Origin of the sequence: Agarivorans sp. Toyoura001 (assembly GCF_005405585.1) — a bacterium.
GTDB lineage: Bacteria > Pseudomonadota > Gammaproteobacteria > Enterobacterales > Celerinatantimonadaceae > Agarivorans.
This window is the reverse complement of record NZ_BJEQ01000020.1, coordinates 22703-41735: the sequence shown is the minus strand read 5'-3', so window position 1 is coordinate 41735 and position 19033 is coordinate 22703. Positions and strand designations below refer to the sequence as shown.

The following is a 19033-nucleotide window of genomic DNA, read 5'->3' as shown; positions in this document are numbered from 1 at the left end:
AATGGAACCTAGAAACTAGGATCCCAATCAACAGTAATAGTTTGAGACTCGCGATCGACGTTATCAATTATCTGAGACTCTACAAACGGAATTAACCGTTCTTTTTTGCCAAAGGCATCTTTCAAATTGGCTTTCACAACCAAGACATCATTCGAGCCAGTTTCCATTAAATCGGTTACCTGCCCTAAGTTATAGCCACTGCGATTAACCACTTGCATGCCTATAAGGTCACGCCAGTAATATTCATCTTCAGCTAGCTCTGGTAGGTCTTGTGGCAAAGCCGCAATATCCATTCCAGTTAAACTCTGTGCTTGTTCTCTTACATCAAAGCCCGCGAGCTTAACGATGAAAGATTTGCTGTGTCGCCGCCATTCTGTCACTTCAATTGAAGTATATTCGCCAGAACGACCTATCAACCAAGGTTGATAGTTAAATACAGCTTCTGAATCATCGGTGAATGAGTTAACTTTAAGCCAACCTTTAATACCGTAAACGGCACCTAAGCGACCTACCACGATGGGCTGTTCTGTATTGCTCATCTTAACTCCACCAAAAAAACTGAATTATGCTGCTTTAGAGTCTTTGATTAGCTTAGCTACACGGTTAGAAACCGCAGCGCCTTGGCCAACCCAGTGATCAATGCGGTCTTGTTCCAAGCGAATACGCTCTTCTTGACCTTTGGCGATCGGATTGAAAAAACCTAATTTCTCAATAAAGCGACCGTCACGTGAATTACGGCTATCAGTAACAACTACTTGATAGAATGGACGCTTTTTTGCGCCGCCACGTTGCAAACGAATGGTAACCATATCGTCCTCATACTAGTTAAAAAATTTAAGGTCCCGAAATGGGATCCCCGCTAATTGAAGCCGCGGAATTGTACTCCTTTTTAGCTTAATTGCAAGCCATACCCCGCTTTAGCGGCAATCTAAATACACCGCTTCTTGCCGACTTTAATAAGTGTGGTAATTCCATCGTGATTCCGCACTAAAAAAGCCGAAGCACATCAAGCCACTAGCTAGATGCAGACAACAACTCAGCGGGCTTTGACTTAAACTAAGACTTGCACCAACATAAGCGTCTTTTTGCAGATATGTAGGCGATAAGTTTATGCAGTACCAGTGGATATTGTTTGATGCCGATGAGACGTTGTTTCATTTTGATGCCTTTGCTGGCTTACAATTAATGTTCTCGCGTTACGGTGTGAGTTTTGAACAGCAAGATTACCAACATTATCAAGCCCGTAACCTGCCACTTTGGGATGCCTACCAAGCAGGCCAAGTAAACGCTGAGCAGCTGCAACAGCAGCGCTTTGAATACTGGGCTAATAAACTCGAGCAACACCCTCAGCAGCTTAATGACGCCTTTCTAGAGGCTATGGCGGATATTTGTAGCTTATTGCCTGGTGCTAAAGAACTGCTTGATGCCTTAAAGGGCAAGGTGAAAATGGGCATTATTACTAACGGGTTTACCGCTTTGCAAAACATTCGCTTAGAGCGCACCGGCTTAACCGGGTATTTCTCACCGCTGGTTATATCTGAACAGGTAGGTGTAGCCAAGCCACATAAAGATATTTTTGAGCACGCCTTTGCGCACATGCAACATCCAGAGAAACACAAGGTATTGATGGTTGGGGACAACCCGCATTCAGATGTGCAAGGTGGCTTAAACGCTGGTGTTCATACCTGTTGGTTAAATAGACATGGGAAAGACAGACCCGCAGGAATAGAACCTCATCATGAAGTGAGCTCGCTTAAGCAGCTGCAAACCCTGTTAGAGGCGGCATAACTTTACGTACGCTTAAAAAGTCAAAAGGGGCATAGCCCTTCAGCTTCTGCCCCTTTCGGTTGTATGACCCTTTACCTTTTTTGGGTCTTTCTACTTTTGCTTTAAATAATGGACTGGTTACCAGTGCCTTTATCACATTGTCATTTATTTGCCCTCGGCCATGCTCATGAGCAAGCATCGGCTTGGCGGCTTTCTTATCAGCCATAATATCCTCGTTTAACGGTGTAACTAAGTGCCTAATTGGTCACTTGCTGCGCAGTATATCGTAAACTGGCATAAACCCAAATCTTCTTCACTTTTGCAAGTCACTTTTTAACCCTCTAAGCATTCGGATTAAATCTACCCACTAAAAAAGTAGGCCGAAGCCTACTTTAGAACAACTCTAACTAGCCAAGCTTAGTGACTAATCATCCACGGCCGCATAGACGGGAACATTTTCTCCCCACTGGCGGTATAAAACAGCTTTGAGCCTCCCCGTTTAGTATGAGTACAACCACAACCTTTTTTCACTTTCTCGGCATTTTCAGCTCTGGTATCAGCCGTTGAATGTTGCGGCTCGTGCCGCGCTCGTTCGTTTCTCTCTATGGCTTGTTTGGTTTCTGCCGCCATATCGAGTACCGAGGGTGGCAACATAATCACCCTTGCAGACAACGCGTCACACTTCGGGCACTTAGCTGGCTTAGCGCTATCGTCCATAGCGGCTAATTCATAAAACAAACCATGTTCAGCACATTTATAGTCATAAACTGGCATAGTCCACCTCGCTTACTTATCTAGGTCAGGCGCTAAAGGCATATCAACGCTACCATCTAGGTACTTGGTTGGGCCATCGGCATTAGGTTTAATATCAAACTCAAAGATGTCAGTTGGTAACCACAAGGTGGCACACGAGTTTGGTACGTCAACCACCCCACTTAAATGCCCTTGCACTGGCGCAGTGCCTAACAGCGAGTATGCTTGCGCCCCGCTGTAACCAAACTTTTTCAGATACTCAATGGCGTTCAAGCAAGCTTGACGGTAGGCCACGTTGGCATCGAGATAATGCTGCTTGCCGTTTTCGTCAACCGAGATACCTTCAAAGATCAGGTAATCGTCATAACGAGGGGCAATTGGGCTTGGTTTGAAGATAGGGTTCTTAATCGCATATTTAGACATGCCGTCTTTAATTAAGTTAACCCGTAAGTGAATCCAACCGGCCATTTCAATCGCACCACAAAACGTGATTTCGCCATCGCCTTGGCTAAAGTGCAAATCGCCCACCGACAAGCCGGCGCCTTTTACATACACTGGAAAATAGATTTTTGAACCACGAGATAAATCTTTAATATCACAGTTACCGCCATGTTCGCGCGGTGGTACTGTTCTTGCGCCTTCTTCAGCTGCGACTTTGGCTTCTTCTGGCTTCATGTTACCCATATGCGCGGTAGGCGCATATGGCAATGCAGCTAACATAGGTACTCTGTCTGGATTGGTATCAAACAGTTCTTTTTCACGGCGGTTCCACTCGTCTAACATCTTCTTGTCAGGTAAGCAGCCAATTAAACCAGGGTGAATTAAACCCGCAAACTCAACACCCGGAATGTGCCGAGATTTGGTAAACATACCATTGAAGTCCCAAATCGATTTTTGTGCTTCTGGAAAGTGTTCATCCAAAAAGCCGCCACCGTTTTGCTTTGAAAAGAAGCCGTTAAAGCCCCACTGCGAATCGTCAAAGGTACCAATGTCTAGAATATCGACTTCGAGCAAATCACCGGGTTCCGCGCCTTCTACGCCTACTGGACCAGATAAAAAATGCACCTGAGATAAATCAACATCGCGAACATCGGAAGCGTCGTCGTCATTTTTTATTTGCCCGCCGGTCCAATCTACACACTCTAAAATAAAGTCATCACCGGGCTTCACCGTTGCAGCCATTGGAATATCTGGATGCCAACGGTTATGTAGCTTTTCGTTGTCGTATGCTGATTGTTTTAGGTCAATTTTAATGATTGTTTCTGCCATGGTCTTTCTCCTTGAATGTAAACTTCACACACTGGCCGTTTAAACCGACAAATATGCGGCAACTTGTTGTTCATCAACCTCGTCACGCTGAACGTCGTGAACGATTTGTCCTTTCTCTATCACCAATATTCGGTCTGCCACATCAAGGGCAAAACTTAATACTTGTTCCGATACCACTATCGACAAACCACGCTGGTCGCGGATTTGCTTTAGTGTTTTGGCCATGTCTTTAATGATGGAGGGCTGAATTCCCTCGGTAGGTTCGTCTAACAGCAGTACGCTGGGGTTGCTGGCTAGCGCTCTGGCTATCGCTAACTGTTGCTGCTGCCCGCCCGACAAATTGCCACCTCGGCGATGGCGCATCTCCCATAACACCGGGAAAATACTGTATAAGTCGTCGGGGATTTTGCTGGAGCCAATACTGGTTAAACCTGTTTCTATGTTCTCTTGCACCGTCATAGTGGAAAAAATCATTCGCCCTTGCGGCACAAAGCCAAGGCCAGAAGCCACTCGTTGATGACTTTTTTGCTCACTTAGCGATGTTCCCTCTAGCTTTACTTCACCAGAACGACTTGGAATCATGCCAATCAAAGACTTCATCAAAGTGGTTTTACCCATGCCATTTCTGCCAAGAATCGCCACAATTTCGTTCTTCTTCAGGCTAAAGTTCATTCCTGATATCACTTCACTTTGACCATAAGCCACGTGGTAATCTGTTAGTTCCAACATCGCCTTCTCCTTAATGACCTAAGTAAACTTCAATAACTTTGGGATCGTTCTTCACCCGCTGCATCGAGCCTTCAGATAGCACCTTTCCCTGGTGCAACACGGTCACCCGATCTGCAATGTCTTCGACAAATTGCATATCATGCTCAATCACCAGCACCGAACGCTGCTTAGTGATGCTTTGTAGCAACTCTGCAGTTTGCTTGCGCTCGGCCACTGACATGCCTGCTACAGGCTCATCAAGCATCAGTAGTTCAGGGTCTTGAATCAGCAACATGCCTATTTCTAACCATTGTTTTTGGCCATGGCTGAGTAAGTCAGCTTGGTCGTGAAGCTTGTCTGTGAGAAACACCATTTCTGCAATTTCTAGAATCTTGTCTTGTACTTGCTGGTCGCGTTTAAAGGTTAAAGCTCCCCAAACATTTCGACCCCGCGGGTAAGATATTTCTAGGTTTTCAAATACGCTTAGGTCTTCGTATATCGATGGTGTTTGAAATTTTCGCCCAACCCCTGCGTGCACAATTTGGTGCTCTTTAAGCCTGGTTAGCTCCTTTTTCTTAAATTTTATTGAGCCTTCAGTGGCTTTAGTTCGGCCACAGATAAGGTCTAATACCGTAGTTTTACCCGCGCCATTGGGGCCAATAATGACTCTGATTTCTTGCTCTTCTACATATAAGGACAAATCATCTACCGCTTTAAATCCGTCAAAGGACACCGTTAAGCCCTCAACACTTAGTACAAAGTCTTTGTCGCTAGTTTTTTGATTAAGCTGGGACATTACGGCTCTCCTCAAGTGATGATGACAGGCTAGACGCCACTGGTTCTTTAGCTGGAGTGGTGGTTTTTTCTGGGATTGGCGCTGGCGGAGTTAGCCCCACTTTTTCACGATTAATAAAGTGCTTAAACCAAGGTTGAATGTAGGTTTGATACAAGCCAGCTAAGCCGTCTGGAAACGCCAATACCACGCCAATAAACAGCGCCCCCATGGCAAATAACCACAGCTCAGGAAAAGACTCTGAGAAGCTGGTTTTGGCTAAGTTAACCAATAAAGTGCCGTATACTGCGCCCAACAGCGACAAACGTCCGCCTACCGCACAAAAGATCACCATTTCAATCGACGGCACGATGCCCACAAACGAAGGCGACATAAAGCCCACCTGCAGAGTAAACATTGCGCCACCAATAGCCGCAAATGCTGCACCTATACAAAAAACAAAGATTTTGAAGCTTGCTACGTTGTAGCCAGAAAAGCGCACTCGGTCTTCTTTCTCGCGCATCGCCACCAGCAAACGACCTAACTTACAGCGTTTGATATACAAGGCTGCAAACAAGCACGCAAATAGCAAAGCAACGTTCACGAAGTAAAGAAGATACTGAGCAGACTCGGTACGAATGTCCCAGCCTACAAAGGTGCGTAAATCGGTAATGCCGTTTACCCCACCGGTATAGCCTTGCTGGCCAATAATCAAAATGGTGAGAATAGCGGCAATGGCTTGGGTAATAATGGCGAAGTACACGCCACCCACCCGTCGTGTGAACATCGCAACACCAATGATAAAAGCGAATATCACCGGCACCGCAATCACCGCCAATAAGGTAAAGCTTAAGCTATGGAAGGGCTGCCAAAACCAAGGCAACTCGGTGAGCTGATTCCAATCCATAAAATCAGGAATACCAGGAGTAGATTGGATGGCAGTGGCTTCTGGGTTTGAAGCCTCCAGCTTCAAAAACATCGCCATGCAATACCCACCTAAACCAAAGAATACCCCTTGGCCTAAACTTAAAATGCCGCCGCATCCCCAGCACAACACCAAGCCAATCGCGACAAAAGCGTAGGTAAGGTATTTGCCGATTAAATTCAGCCGGAAAATATCTAATGCCAAAGGTAAAACAACTAATAAGATTACAGCCAATAACAGGTACTTCCACCAATCTACTGGGCTACTATTCTGCGCAGGCGCAGCACTAATTTGTGATGACATCATCATTCTCCCTAACGACGAACCTTGAGCGAAAACAAACCTTGTGGGCGTAACATTAAAATGCCGACCACGGTCAATAAGGTGAGAACTTTAGCCATAGAACCACTAAGGAAAAATTCCATGGTGGATTGAGCTTGTGAGATGGTAAAGGCAGAGGCGACTGTGCCAAGTAAGCTAGAAGCGCCACCAAATACCACCACTAAAAAGGTATCTACAATGTACAATTGCCCGGCGGTAGGTCCGGTAGATCCCACCATGGTAAAGGCCGAGCCAGCGACGCCTGCAATACCGCAGCCCAAAGCAAAGGTATAGCGATCCACCTTCTCGGTATTAATGCCTACAGCACCTGCCATAGCGCGGTTTTGTACTACTGCGCGGGTTTGTTTACCCAAGCGTGATTTTTGCATCAACAAGTAAACGCCAATAGTGATAAAGATGGTAAGCACCATGACAAATATGCCGTTAATCGGCACTTCAATAATGTCGGTGATGGCGTAAGATCCCATTAACCAATCAGGTAAACTCACCCCTACTTCTCTGGCACCAAATACGGTGCGGTAAAGTTGCTGCAAAATTAGGCTTAAGCCCCACGTTGCTAATAAGGTATCTAAAGGGCGCTTGTACAAATGTCGAATCATTGCCCACTCCACAAGAGCCCCTAAGGCTCCGGTGACCACAAAAGCCAGCAACATGGCAATAAAGAAGTAGCCGTCAAATAAGCTAGGTAAATAGGCGCTAAATAGCTGAGAGGTAAGGTAGGTAATGTAAGCGCCGAGAATCATAAATTCGCCGTGCGCCATATTAATAACACCCATTTGGCCGAATATAATGGCCAAACCTAAAGCCATAAGAACAAATACAGAAAATAAAATTAGACCGGCAAATCCCTGCATGGCGAAAATGGCGGTAAGCTCTGAGCTGGTATAATCGGCAAACATCTTGTGTTCCTCATTAAAGCTATAGAAAAGGAAGGTGACCTAGCTAACTAGGTCACGAACACGTGGTTACTGATAACCTTTAGGGAATGGGTTTGGCTCAATCAGGTCTTCTGTTTCATACACCACTTCATACTGGCCATTTGGCAAGGCATGACCGATACGTGTTTTAGACCATAAGTGATGGTTTTCATGTACCTTCACGTAACCTTCTGGTGCAGTGGTAAGTTCAAGATTTGGTGACGCCGCGCGTACTTTATCAATATCAAACGAGCCGGCTTTTTCTACTGCGGCTTTCCATAACCATGGGCCTAAGTAAGCCGCCTGAGTTACGTCGCCAATCACAATATCGTCACCCCAACGCTTCTTAAAGGCAGCAACAAACTCTTGGTTATTTGTGTTAGTCAGGCTTTGGAAGTACTTCATTGCCGCGTAAGCACCCTGCATGTTTTCGCCACCTATACCCAAAATTTCATCTTCGGTTACTGAGATAGTCAGAACCAATGGTTTCTCTTTGGTCATATCAATGCCAGCCGCTTTAAGTTGCTTGTAAAAAGCCACGTTAGAGCCACCCACCACAATCGCGTAGATAACATCAGGTTTTTTCAGTTTGATTTTGTTGATAACAGAGTTAAATGAGGTGTGACCTAGCGGGTAGTACTCTTCGCCAACGACCTTAAGACCCAATTTATCAATGTGCTTACGCGCAATTTTATTAGAGGTACGCGGCCAAATATAATCCGAACCTAACAAGAAAAAGCTTTTAGCATCTTTGGTTTTGGTTACCCAATCGATACCAGCAATAATCTGCTGAGTGGCTTCTTGACCCGTGTAAATAACATTCGGCGACTGCTCCAAACCCTCATAAAATGTAGGGTAATAAAGCATGCCGTTGTATTGTTCAAACACTGGCAGTACCGCTTTGCGCGATGCCGATGTCCAACAACCAAATACCGCAGCGGCCTTATCTTTTACTAATAGTTTTTTAGATTTTTCAGCAAAGGTTGGCCAGTCGCTGGCGCCATCTTCTTGCACATATTCAATTTGACGACCCAATACGCCACCCATAGCGTTAATCTGCTCAATCGCCAACATCTCTGCTTGTACCGAACCCGTCTCACTAATGGCCATGGTGCCAGTGATGGAATGTAAGATACCTACCTTCACGGTATCGTCGGTCACCGCTAAACCGGTGGTATTCACATCGGCGGTGCTCATGGCTGCGGCTAAACTTAGCTGTGACACCAACATAGCTGCTGGCAATGCCATCATTCCTTTTAAAATGTTCCGGCGTAGCACATTGCTTAAGCCTGATTTATTAAGTTTTTGCATAGTGATAGTCCCTGCTGAGTGTGTAAGACAATGTGTCCATACTTGCTGACTACCATTTTGCAAAAATCAGCTAAACAGCAAAATGAGCTAATTGCTCTAGCCCACTACGTCATTTGACGCATAGCCACAATGCAACGATTGATTTAGGGTCAAGACTCATTAGCGCATGCTGATAACAAGCCATTCCCATATTCTCAACCTATCAATAACATACTGATTCTATTGATATTTATGACATTATCGTGGAGATAATTCGGCGTGATTAATGCTTGCTTCTGGCTAAGCCAATAAAAGGAAGGCGCGTAAACCATGAAGGATCAGCACGTATTTAAGGCAAGGCGAAACTACAACCGCTGGGTCGCCAATCAAACCTTGGAAGATTATGCGCTGAGGTTTACCTCTAAAAGCGCGAGGCAATGGTCGGTTGCTCGCGTCTCTAATACCGCCTTAGGCGCTATCTCTTTTCTTGCCTTAGAAGCAATAGGCGGAGCGTTAATGCTCAGCTATGGCTTTAGCAACTCAATCGCCGCAATCTTAGTCGTTTCAGCGATTATCTTTTTTTGCGGTATGCCTATTTCTTACTACGCGGCACGTTACGGCGTAGACATCGATTTACTCACCCGGGGTGCGGGCTTTGGCTACATTGGTTCTACCATTACCTCGCTAATCTACGCCTCTTTTACCTTTATCTTTTTTGCCATTGAAGCGGCGATAATGGCCTCAGCCTTAGAACTATTATTTAATATCCCTCTAAGCATTGGTTACTTAATTAGCGCGGTTGTTGTTATTCCTTTAGTTACCCACGGCATTACGTTTATTAGCCGCTTTCAACTTTGGAGCCAACCCCTGTGGCTAATATTACAAATCACCCCTTTCGTATTTATCCTGTGGCACGAATCGAATGCCATAGACAACTGGTTACAATACCAAGGCGCTCAGGAAAGCGATGCAACCGGCCAATTTAACCTGCATCTATTTGGTGCAGCATCGGGAATACTGTTCTCTTTAATGGCGCAAATTGGCGAACAGGTCGACTTTTTACGCTTTATGCCAGAGGCCAACAAAAAACATCGAGCATGTTGGTGGTTAGCATTACTCTCGGCCGGTCCCGGTTGGATAATTGTCGGCGCGGTGAAAATTTTACTGGGATCATTTTTAGTGGTGTTAGCGATTAACGCAGGAGTGAGCGAAGACGTGGCTGGTGACCCAATTCAAATGTACCAAGTCGCTTTTTCATATATGACGCAGTCACCGCTGGTTGCCCTATCGCTCGCCGGTATTTTCGTACTAGTTTGTCAGCTAAAAATTAACGTTACCAATGCTTATGCTGGCTCTATTGCTTGGTCTAACTTTTTTTCGCGCTTAACCCATAGCCACCCAGGGCGAGTGGTTTGGCTGGTGTTTAATGTCATCATCGCGCTGCTTATTATGGAGCTGGGTATCTACTCGGCCATCGAAGATATTCTAGGTATCTATTCTAATGTGGCCGTGGCTTGGGTAGGTGCGCTGGTTGCCGATTTGATCATCAACAAACCTTTAGGGTTAAGCCCCAAACATATTGAATTTAAGCGCGCTCACCTCTACGACATTAATCCGGTTGGAGTAGGCGCCATGGTATTTGCCTCGTTTGCCGGAATATATTGTTATACCGGCAACCTCGGCGATACCGCCCAAGCACTAGCGCCATTTATAGGTTTGGGCTGTGCATTTGTTTGCTCGCCCATTATTGCGGTGCTCACCCAAGGGCGCTATTACCTAGCTAGGGAATCCACACTGCCTAACACACTCCAAGGTGAGTGTACGGTTTGCCAAAATAGCTTTGAGATTGAGGATTTAGCCAGTTGCCCAGCCTACGGTGGAGCAATTTGTTCTTTGTGTTGCACCTTAGATGCACGCTGCCACGATCAGTGCAAAACCAACGCCCGATTTGGCCAGCAATTAAGTCAGTTTGTCGCCTTAATTCTCCCTAAATCTGTCTCGTCGTTAATGAATACCCGCTTGTTGCACTTTTCTGGTTTAATGGCGCTAATCGCCATGCTTATCGCGAGTTTGTTTTATCTGGTGTACGCGCGAATACCGGGAAGCGAAGTAGCCACCAAAGCCGCTATTTCTGCCACTTTAAGCCATATATTCTTTTTACTAATGATCATTATGGGGGTGTTGGTATGGCTGTTTGTATTGGCCAACGACAGCCGCCAATTTGCGCTAGATGAATCACAGCGCCAAACCCAATTACTCAGCCAAGAAATCTCTGCCCACGAAGCCACTGACCAAGCCTTACAGCAAGCTAAAGAAACCGCAGAATCGGCTAACCATGCCAAAAGCCGCTATCTCACCGGCATTAGTCACGAGTTAAGAACACCGCTAAACTCAGTACTGGGTTATGCCCAGTTATTAGAAAAAGCCCCCACCTTGGCTAACGAACATGTGGCTAAAGTTTCATTAATCAAACGCAGTGGCGAGCACTTGGCCGACATTATCGAAGGCTTGTTGGACATATCAAGAATTGAAGCAGGTAAGCTTGAACTGCAGCGAGACCAAGTGGAAATAGGTGCCTTACTCAACGACTTGGTCGATATGTTTAGCTTACAAGCCAAGAATAAAGGCATTAGTTTTAGCTACCAACCGAGTCCTTATCTACCTCATTGGGTGGTGGCAGATGAAACCCACTTACGGCAAATTTTAATCAACCTACTATCCAATGCGGTAAAATTTACCCAACATGGTGAAGTCTCGCTAAAAGTGCATTATCGCAATCAAGTGGCCGAATTTACCATTAGTGATACTGGTGTTGGCATAAGTGAACAAGACCAAGAACGGGTTTTCAAACCCTTTGAGCGAGTACGTAGCAGTGGTTCAGTACAAGCTCAAGGAACTGGCCTTGGTTTAACCATAACTCAATTGCTCACTGAAATAATGGGTGGCAATATCAGCCTCACTAGCGAGCCTGAAAAAGGCAGCGTATTTAAATTAAGTCTGATGCTATCAAGCATTGAAAAAGCCCCCAGCCAAGCGCCAGCCTTAGGCAAAATAGAATCCATAAATGGGCCAAGTAAAACCGTTATGGTAGTAGACGATGACCCCAACCATAGAAGTCTAGTGCTACAAATTCTCCAGCCTTTGGGCTTTAGCGTGTTAGAAGCCAGCGATGCCATTGACTGTTTAAGTGCTCTAGAACACAACAAGGTTGATTTGTTTCTATTAGACATCTCCATGCCCGTGATGAGTGGTTGGCAATTACTGGCTGAGTTGCGTAAACAAGCGGTAGAATCACCCATAATTATGGTGTCGGCGAATGCTAATGAACCCTCGTTTTTAGACGCTGGGATCCGCCATGTTGAACAAGCTCTTCACAATGACTATTTAGCCAAGCCAATACGTTACAACGCACTACTTGAGAAAATAGCCAAAGCCTTAGCCATTACTTGGCGATTTAGCCCAATAACGCCGCCAACACCACCTCAACCCTCTTCGCTAGTGGCAAATACAGCGCCAACGATCAATCAACATCAGCGAGAACAGCTAAACGAGATTAACCAGATGGCGCAACTGGGTTTTGTACAAGGCATTGAGCAAGGTTTGCAGCACTTAGAATGTGACCCAAAGCTTTTAGTCATTACCCAGCAGTTCAGACAAGACTTAAGTCAATTTCAGTTTTCTAAAATAAGCATGGCTTGCGAACAGCTCATGAAAAAGGAGGATTTATCATGAACACGGCAAGCTCGAAAGGCGTTATTTTAGTGGTCGACGACGCGGCCGAATCTTTAGCCATGTTAAACACCGCCCTCAACGAACAAGGTTATACGGTACTCATTGCCATGGATGGACAGCAGGCCCTAGATATTAGCCTACGGATTAATCCAGATTTAGTACTCATGGATGCCTTAATGCCCAACATGGACGGTTTTGAAGCCTGCCAACTGCTTAAACAAGATAGCGATTTTAGCGATATTCCAGTGATATTTATGACCGGTTTGAGCGACAGCGAATCAATGATTAAGGGCTTAGAGTCAGGCGGTGTCGACTATATCCATAAACCCATAAAGCTCGATGAGTTATTCGCGCGAATAAAAGTTCACCTTAGCAACGCGCGCCTCACTCGCAGCGCTCACGGCGCTTTAGATGAGTTAGGCCAAGCCACCTTCACCATCAACAATAAAGCAGCTGTTATTTGGCGTAGCTCTAAAGCGGCCGCGCTTTTAAGCTCAATAAGCATAGAGCTTAATCAAAACCTTGAATTACTCACCCAACAACTAAAAACGTGGCTTATGCATAAGCCAGAGAAACATTCGATATTGTCGCTAGCTAAACTAGATAAGCCGCTGCAGATCCGCTATCTGGGGCAATCATCCCCCGGAGAACACTTACTGCGATTAGTCGACAACGACGAGCACAGCATGCGGGATTCATTGCGCCAACGCTTTGCCTTAACTGAACGTGAGTCCGAAGTACTGTTTTGGTTAGCGAGAGGAAAAACCAATCGTGAAATAGCCCAAATATTGGATATGAGCCCGCGTACCGTCAATAAACACCTTGAAGCTATATTTCAAAAGTTAGCCGTAGAGAACCGAACCAGTGCAACGGCAGTTTGCTTGGCCTATTTAAATGAAATTTAAGCTAATGAATTAACGCATTTTAAATAATGATTGTACCTGAACCGAACAAGTTGGCTCGGGCAAGTGTAAACAATAGCTAACTGCAACTAAGGCTTTTCTGACGAATCCTCGCCTTAGTCCTCCCGCTTAATTGTATAAAAAAGCTTATTGCCACTAGGATTAACAGCTAGCGAGGAGGCTTTATGAAGATTTCTCAAATCCGCATAGAACACACTGCAGGACATGCTATTTTACGTGCCGACTGCGCGGGTTTTGACTTGTGGTATAAGTTTCCAGAGCAGTACCCTCCGGTCTTAAGTGCTGATCCCTTTATTGCAGCCTGCTTGCTAATAAGCATGGCCAAGAATCAAGATTTACAATTAGAAGATAGCGCCAACTACTCACCCACTTTGCTGAATAACCTAGAGCAACTGCAACATATTTTTAGCTACTGGCAGCCCTACCTTAAGCATCAACTGAATACTATTAAAGTAAACGGCGGTGTCGCCATGGAGCCGGCTAACGCTAACAACGACACGGTGTCTTTTTTTTCTGGAGGTATAGATGGGAGTTACACCTTTAACCAAAAACAGCAGCAGATAGACTACCTATTGTTTGCTAAAGGCATTGATATGCAGCTTTCCAGCGATAACTTGTATCAACAAGCCTATAACTGCAACGAGCAATATTTGGCCAGTAAAGGCAAGCAGCTGGTCCCCTGCGAAACCAATGTGCGTTTTTTAGGTTATCACCACCAGCTAAATTGGGGAGTGTGTTTTGGCGGCGGTTTATCGAGCATTGCTTTAGCCTTGGGCGTGAAAAAATGCTTTATCGCGTCTGGGCTAACCTATGAAAACAATATTCCAGAGGGCTCTAATTACATCACCGATCATTTATGGAGTAATCACCATACTCAAATAGAACACCATGGTGCAGCTTGTAAAAGAATCGACAAACTAAAGGTGCTAAGCCAAGACCCTGACTACCTAAACATACTCCGAGTATGCTGGCACGATCATGGTTATAACTGCGGTGAATGCGAAAAATGCCTACGTACCATGAGCAGCTTGCGAGCACTCGGCATAGAGTGCAACACCTTTCCTAAACTTAGCGACCAAAAAATCAAGCAACGCCTCCGCCCACTAAAATTGTATAACGTGCATGATGTGCAGTTTCTTGAAGAAAACATAGAGCAGGCAAAGCAAGCTCACGACAAGGTATTGACCGAAGCCCTTGAGCATATAAAACGAAACTTTCAACTACGAGAACTGGCCAATCAATTTGATGACTTAGTGCTTCACGGCTACGCCCACAAACTAAAACAACTCGTTAAAAAGCACTAGTCCGCCTTATGCGAATTCATCAACTTAACCTAGAAAAACACCGCCGTTACAATAAACTCTCAGCCATGCTTGGTCCTTTTCCCTTATGGTTTAAGAGCAGCCCCGATTTGGTTTTAGCGGGGAACGATGCCAGCCCATTTATTTGTTCAGCCTTAGCCCCGGCGATGTTTTTGGGTGAAGATATCGTGGTTGATAGGCAGTATTACGTATCCGCAACCTTGCTAGAAAACTTGCAGAAAATCCAAACCATCATGCATGCTTGGAACCCCATTTTTAAGATAATCAATATTCAAGCCACCACTCAAAGCTTTAAACCGTCAAATAAACAGTTGGGTCATAGTGTATTTTTTTCTGGCGGCGTAGACGGCACCTATTCGTTGATTCAGCATCTAAACCAACTAGAGAATCTTATTCTGATAAACGGCTTTGATTTCAGCATGGACAAAACCACCTGGCGCAATATGGTGGCACGCTGTCAGAAAACGGCTCACATCTTCGACAAGCGATTGATATGTGTTGAAAGCAATTTGAAGGAGTTTACCGGCTGGACCCGTTTAGCGCGTTTCGCTAATTTTGGTGCCTCGCTTGCCAGCGTGGCACTGCTGCTTAACCCTAAAAGTGCTTTGTGCAGCGCAGCGGTTACTTATGATGCAGTGCACCCTTCAAACGGCCACCCTTTGATAGACCCACTCTGGTCATCAGAGTCCTGTGAGTTATCACATGTGGGTTTAGAAGCAGATCGAGCAAAGAAAATCGCCGCCATCAAACACTACCCCGATGCCCTGCACAACTTATGGGTATGCTGGAAAGACCCAAACTACAATTGCGGGCGCTGTGCCAAATGTTATCGAACTCATATGGCGATGCAGCTCAACGATGTTACTAATTTTAAATTTTCTGAACCAATTACTACCACAGACTTAAAACAGCTATCACCTAAGAGTGAAGAAGACTTGTCGTTTTATGAGTATCTTTACCAGCTGGCTATGACTAAGCAAAACAAATTTCTCAGCCGTGTATTAAAGCAAATAATATGGCGTTACCGCAGCAAGCAATTCCTTCGTGAAACCGACCGTTTATTGCTTAATGCTAGGTGGGCTAAATGGCGACGAAGCAGGCTTTCTATCAACCAACTTGCTGATGTGAGCGTATTTCCTAAATACAGTGATTCAATCCAACTAGACTTACTACAGCAACGGCTAAAGAAGCATCCTAAGTTTATATCTAGCGCCAACATCGGCAGCATTTACGACTAAACGTATGCAACTTCGGCGGCACTAAGCAGCAACCTTACTCCTGTTTACTCTTTGCTTTAGTAAGTTCGAACCAATAAAGCACAGTGATTTTACACAAGTAAATTGTGATTCCTTCTTTCCCAAGTGTATCCCACCTTTCTTGCTGATGTTTTTGTTACTTTTAGAGCTAGATGGCTGATGTAATTTAGGAAAGGTGATAATCTTGGATTTATCAAATGCGTGAAAGAGGAAAAATTCCGTGTTTAAACAAGGAAATTTTCCTATTAATAAACTGTTAGCTGTATAAGAGAGTTCATTGAATCCTGTAGAGTTGGTTTTCTTTAAGTTAGTTTCTCATGAGATCGAATTATCAGAATTTGAGAAATGGGTGTACTCAGAATCAAAGCTTGAAGAAACATTAAATTCTGATGATTACTTAGAACTAATTTCGATAAATTACAAAATCCCTTCGGGTCTTTATGAAGCTGAGAAAGTGCTTTCCAATTATTTTTCAATGGGGAAGTATTACGAATGGAACATTCGAAATATACTGCAAAAAATAACAGATAAGCCCACTGATGTTCAAAAATACATAGAACAGTGTTACGACTTATATTGTGATGGTTTCGACTTCATGGACAATTTAGGATTGGGATATGGTCTAGGTATAACCTGTCCTGATCAATACAACGAAAAGGTAGATGATTATTACCCCCAGATACTAGGTGAAGTTGAGAAAGTTCTTGAGTGGTTAGATAATGGTAAAATTGTAATCACTGGCCACAGTGGCGAGTATCAAGGTATAGAGTATGAAGATAACCGTAGCGTAGAAGAAAAAGAACCTACTGGTTACAAAGTACAAGAAAGTAAAAAATGGTGGCAGTTTTGGCTTTAAATACAGCTAACAAGGCAATCAAGCAGGAAAATTTACAGCTGGCTGTTTTCACTGCGTTCAACATTTTAGCCAGCTATAAATTTCCTCTTATTGAGGCGTTGGTATGACTCCCCATGTCAAGTTGAGCGCCTAACCCCCTAGCTCGTGTGAACCATTGCTCTTTGCCTAAAGGGCGAGTTAATGCATGAGCTTGAAGCAAGTAAGTTCGTCGGTTCTCATGCTGATATCCGTAGATTACCCAAACAGCGGGCAGCGCTAACCTTACTTATTCCGTCGTAGCACCTGTCTTTAATAATAAGGGTCAGAGTCACTTTAAACTTTCTCACTTCGTCACTTAAAGTGTTCTATTCACAAACAAGTAACCCGCTGCTCGAACTTAATCACTAACAAAAAGACCCAGCCAAGGCTGGGTCTTTTGATTTACTGATTTGCTTATTGGGCGATTAAATCTTTATAAGCAATGGTTTTACCTTGCGGCTTCTCGTTGGCTAACTTGGCTTTAGGTGAGCCAGGTTGGTTTAGCCAGTAAGAGGCGTCTTGCTTGGGATTAAGCTTAGGACCACACTCGCCTTGCGCACCGCTGCGCTCTAAGCGTGTTAGCACTTTGTCTTGTGCGGCAGCTAGGCCGTCCATTGCTTGTTGTGGGGTTTTCTCACCACTGGCCGCTTCTGCCACGTATTGCCACCAAAGCTGTGCCAGTTTTGGATAGTCTGGCACGTTGGTACCGGTTGGTGTCCATTGTACCCGTGCATCGCTGCGGTAAAACTCCACCAAACCACCTAGCTTAGGCGCGGCGTCGGTCATTGCTTGCGAGTTAATGTCTGACTCACGAATAGGCGTTAAGCCCACCAAGGTTTTCTTAAGCGATACTGATTTAGACACCACAAACTGGGCATACAACCAAGCAGCTTGGCGTCTGTCTAGCGGCGTTGAATTTAGGAACGTCCATGAGCCGGTATCTTGATAACCCAGCTTCATGCCCTCTTCCCAGTATGGGCCGCGCGGCGAAGGAGCCATGCGCCATTTTGGCGTGCCATCTTCATTCACGACTGGTAATCCGGGTTTGGTCATATCGGCGGTAAAGGCGGTGTACCAGAAGATTTGTTGGGCTACGCTACCTTGCGCAGGTACTGGGCCAGCTTCGCCAAAGGTCATGCCGGGGGCTTCTGGTGGCGCGTATTTTTTAAGCCATTCTACGTATTTAGCTGTGGCATAAACTGCCGCAGGGCCATTGGTGGCACCACCACGTTCTACGCTTGAGCCTACAGGGTTACAGCCTTCTACCCGAATGCCCCATTCATCAACCGGCACACCGTTAGGAATGCCTTTGTCGCCCGCACCCGCCATAGATAACCAAGCATCGGTAAAGCGCCAACCGAGTGAAGGATCTTTTTTACCATAATCCATGTGGCCATAAACACGTTCGCCATCAATGGTTTTTACTTTTTCTGAGAAGAATTCAGCAATGTCTTCATAGGCAGACCAGTTAAGTGGTACTCCTAACTCGTAGCCGTATTCCGCTTTAAACTTCTCTTTTAAGTCGGTGCGCTCAAACCAATCGGCACGGAACCAGTAGAGGTTGGCAAACTGTTGATCTGGCAGTTGATAGATTTTGCCATCTGGGCCGGTGGTAAAACTCAGACCGATAAAGTCTTCTAAATCTAGAGTTGGGAGGGTGACATCTTTACCCTCACCTTTAATAAAGTCACTAATAGGCACCACTTTACCGTAACGGAAGTGAGTACCAATTAAATCTGAATCGTTTACGTAGGCATCATAAATATTACGACCCGACTGCATTTGCGTTTGCAGTTTTTCTACTACGTCACCTTCTTGAATCAAGTCATGATTAACCTTGATCCCAGTAATCTCGAAAAACGCCTTGGCTAAGGTCTTACTTTCATATTCATGGGTGGTAATGGTTTCTGAAGCAACATTAATTTCCATACCGCGAAATGGTTTTGCCGCTTCTGTAAACCATGCCATCTCATCCATTTGCTGCTGCTGACTTAGCGTAGAAGGTGTAAATTCATCACCTACCCACTGTTTGGCGGCATCACTGTATTGATCTGCTAAGGCTACGCTACTGCAGCCGGCAATAACCATTGCCACGCTAAGGCGAGCTAGCTTAAACATTGATTTTTTATTGTAGGGCATTTCTTCATTCCTTTTGTTTTTAAAGTGCATGTTGTTTTTTCTGC

At 45.0% G+C, this 19033-nt stretch carries 17 protein-coding genes; 6 read left to right on the top strand and 11 right to left on the bottom strand.

Annotation, left to right across the window (positions count from 1 at the left end; genetic code table 11):
- Positions 1 to 8: 8 nt before the first annotated feature.
- Together rimM and rpsP are read right to left on the bottom strand one after the other, a co-directional pair.
- Positions 9 to 539, bottom strand: coding sequence for a ribosome maturation factor RimM (rimM, locus tag FFR00_RS18475; RefSeq protein ID WP_137674895.1), 531 nt, complete (start codon positions 537 to 539; stop codon positions 9 to 11).
- 24 nt (positions 540 to 563) lie between these two features.
- Entirely contained in the window at positions 564 to 809 is a 246-nt protein-coding gene (gene rpsP / locus FFR00_RS18470) for a 30S ribosomal protein S16 (protein WP_016401327.1), read from the bottom strand.
- A gap of 301 nt (positions 810 to 1110) precedes the next feature.
- On the opposite strand from rpsP, the gene yjjG reads away from it, so the two are divergent.
- Entirely contained in the window at positions 1111 to 1788 is a 678-nt protein-coding gene (yjjG, locus tag FFR00_RS18465; protein WP_137674894.1) for a pyrimidine 5'-nucleotidase, read from the top strand.
- Here the strand turns inward: yjjG and FFR00_RS18460 are convergent.
- From FFR00_RS18460 to urtA, 8 genes are all read right to left on the bottom strand, one after another.
- A complete protein-coding gene (locus tag FFR00_RS18460; protein WP_137674893.1) occupies positions 1754 to 1993 on the bottom strand; it encodes an alternative ribosome-rescue factor A in 240 nt (79 codons plus the stop codon). The two genes, yjjG and FFR00_RS18460, sit on opposite strands and share 35 nt — an antisense overlap.
- A gap of 191 nt (positions 1994 to 2184) precedes the next feature.
- On the bottom strand, positions 2185 to 2541 hold the full coding sequence (locus FFR00_RS18455) for a zinc ribbon domain-containing protein (protein WP_137674892.1): 357 nt from the start codon (positions 2539 to 2541) through the stop codon (positions 2185 to 2187).
- A gap of 12 nt (positions 2542 to 2553) precedes the next feature.
- Positions 2554 to 3789 (bottom strand): formamidase, encoded by a 1236-nt coding sequence (fmdA, locus tag FFR00_RS18450; protein ID WP_137674891.1) that lies wholly within the window; start codon positions 3787 to 3789, stop codon positions 2554 to 2556.
- A 39-nt stretch (positions 3790 to 3828) separates the two neighbouring features.
- Positions 3829 to 4518: an urea ABC transporter ATP-binding subunit UrtE gene (urtE, locus tag FFR00_RS18445; RefSeq protein WP_137674890.1), complete on the bottom strand. Its 690-nt coding sequence runs from the start codon at positions 4516 to 4518 to the stop codon at positions 3829 to 3831.
- 10 nt (positions 4519 to 4528) lie between these two features.
- The gene (urtD, locus tag FFR00_RS18440) at positions 4529 to 5293 is read right to left on the bottom strand and encodes an urea ABC transporter ATP-binding protein UrtD (protein WP_137674889.1); all 765 of its coding nucleotides are present in this window, start codon (positions 5291 to 5293) and stop codon (positions 4529 to 4531) included.
- Entirely contained in the window at positions 5280 to 6497 is a 1218-nt protein-coding gene (gene urtC / locus FFR00_RS18435) for an urea ABC transporter permease subunit UrtC (RefSeq protein WP_137674927.1), read from the bottom strand. The genes urtD and urtC overlap by 14 nt, the downstream gene beginning before the upstream one ends.
- 11 nt (positions 6498 to 6508) lie before the next feature.
- A complete protein-coding gene (gene urtB, locus FFR00_RS18430) occupies positions 6509 to 7435 on the bottom strand; it encodes an urea ABC transporter permease subunit UrtB (RefSeq protein WP_137674888.1) in 927 nt (308 codons plus the stop codon).
- Positions 7436 to 7501: 66 nt separating this feature from the next.
- Positions 7502 to 8764 carry an urea ABC transporter substrate-binding protein gene (urtA, locus tag FFR00_RS18425; RefSeq protein WP_137674887.1) on the bottom strand — a complete coding sequence of 421 codons (1263 nt, stop codon included), beginning with the start codon at positions 8762 to 8764 and terminating at the stop codon, positions 7502 to 7504.
- A gap of 309 nt (positions 8765 to 9073) precedes the next feature.
- Between urtA and FFR00_RS18420 the strand changes: the two genes are divergently transcribed.
- From FFR00_RS18420 to FFR00_RS18400, 5 genes are all read left to right on the top strand, one after another.
- Positions 9074 to 12475, top strand: a complete 3402-nt coding sequence (locus FFR00_RS18420) for an ATP-binding protein (protein ID WP_137674886.1) — start codon at positions 9074 to 9076, stop codon at positions 12473 to 12475.
- Positions 12472 to 13380, top strand: coding sequence for a response regulator (locus FFR00_RS18415; RefSeq protein WP_137674885.1), 909 nt, complete (start codon positions 12472 to 12474; stop codon positions 13378 to 13380). The genes FFR00_RS18420 and FFR00_RS18415 overlap by 4 nt, the downstream gene beginning before the upstream one ends.
- 182 nt (positions 13381 to 13562) lie before the next feature.
- Positions 13563 to 14702 carry a hypothetical protein gene (locus tag FFR00_RS18410; RefSeq protein ID WP_137674884.1) on the top strand — a complete coding sequence of 380 codons (1140 nt, stop codon included), beginning with the start codon at positions 13563 to 13565 and terminating at the stop codon, positions 14700 to 14702.
- Positions 14703 to 14710: 8 nt separating this feature from the next.
- Complete coding sequence (locus FFR00_RS18405; RefSeq protein ID WP_137674883.1) at positions 14711 to 15958, top strand: hypothetical protein; 1248 nt, start codon at positions 14711 to 14713, stop codon at positions 15956 to 15958.
- A gap of 295 nt (positions 15959 to 16253) precedes the next feature.
- Positions 16254 to 16832: a hypothetical protein gene (locus tag FFR00_RS18400; protein WP_137674882.1), complete on the top strand. Its 579-nt coding sequence runs from the start codon at positions 16254 to 16256 to the stop codon at positions 16830 to 16832.
- A 432-nt stretch (positions 16833 to 17264) separates the two neighbouring features.
- On the opposite strand, the gene FFR00_RS18395 is transcribed toward FFR00_RS18400, so the two are convergent.
- Complete coding sequence (locus FFR00_RS18395) at positions 17265 to 18989, bottom strand: ABC transporter substrate-binding protein (protein WP_137674881.1); 1725 nt, start codon at positions 18987 to 18989, stop codon at positions 17265 to 17267.
- Between the last annotated feature and the right edge of the window lie 44 nt (positions 18990 to 19033).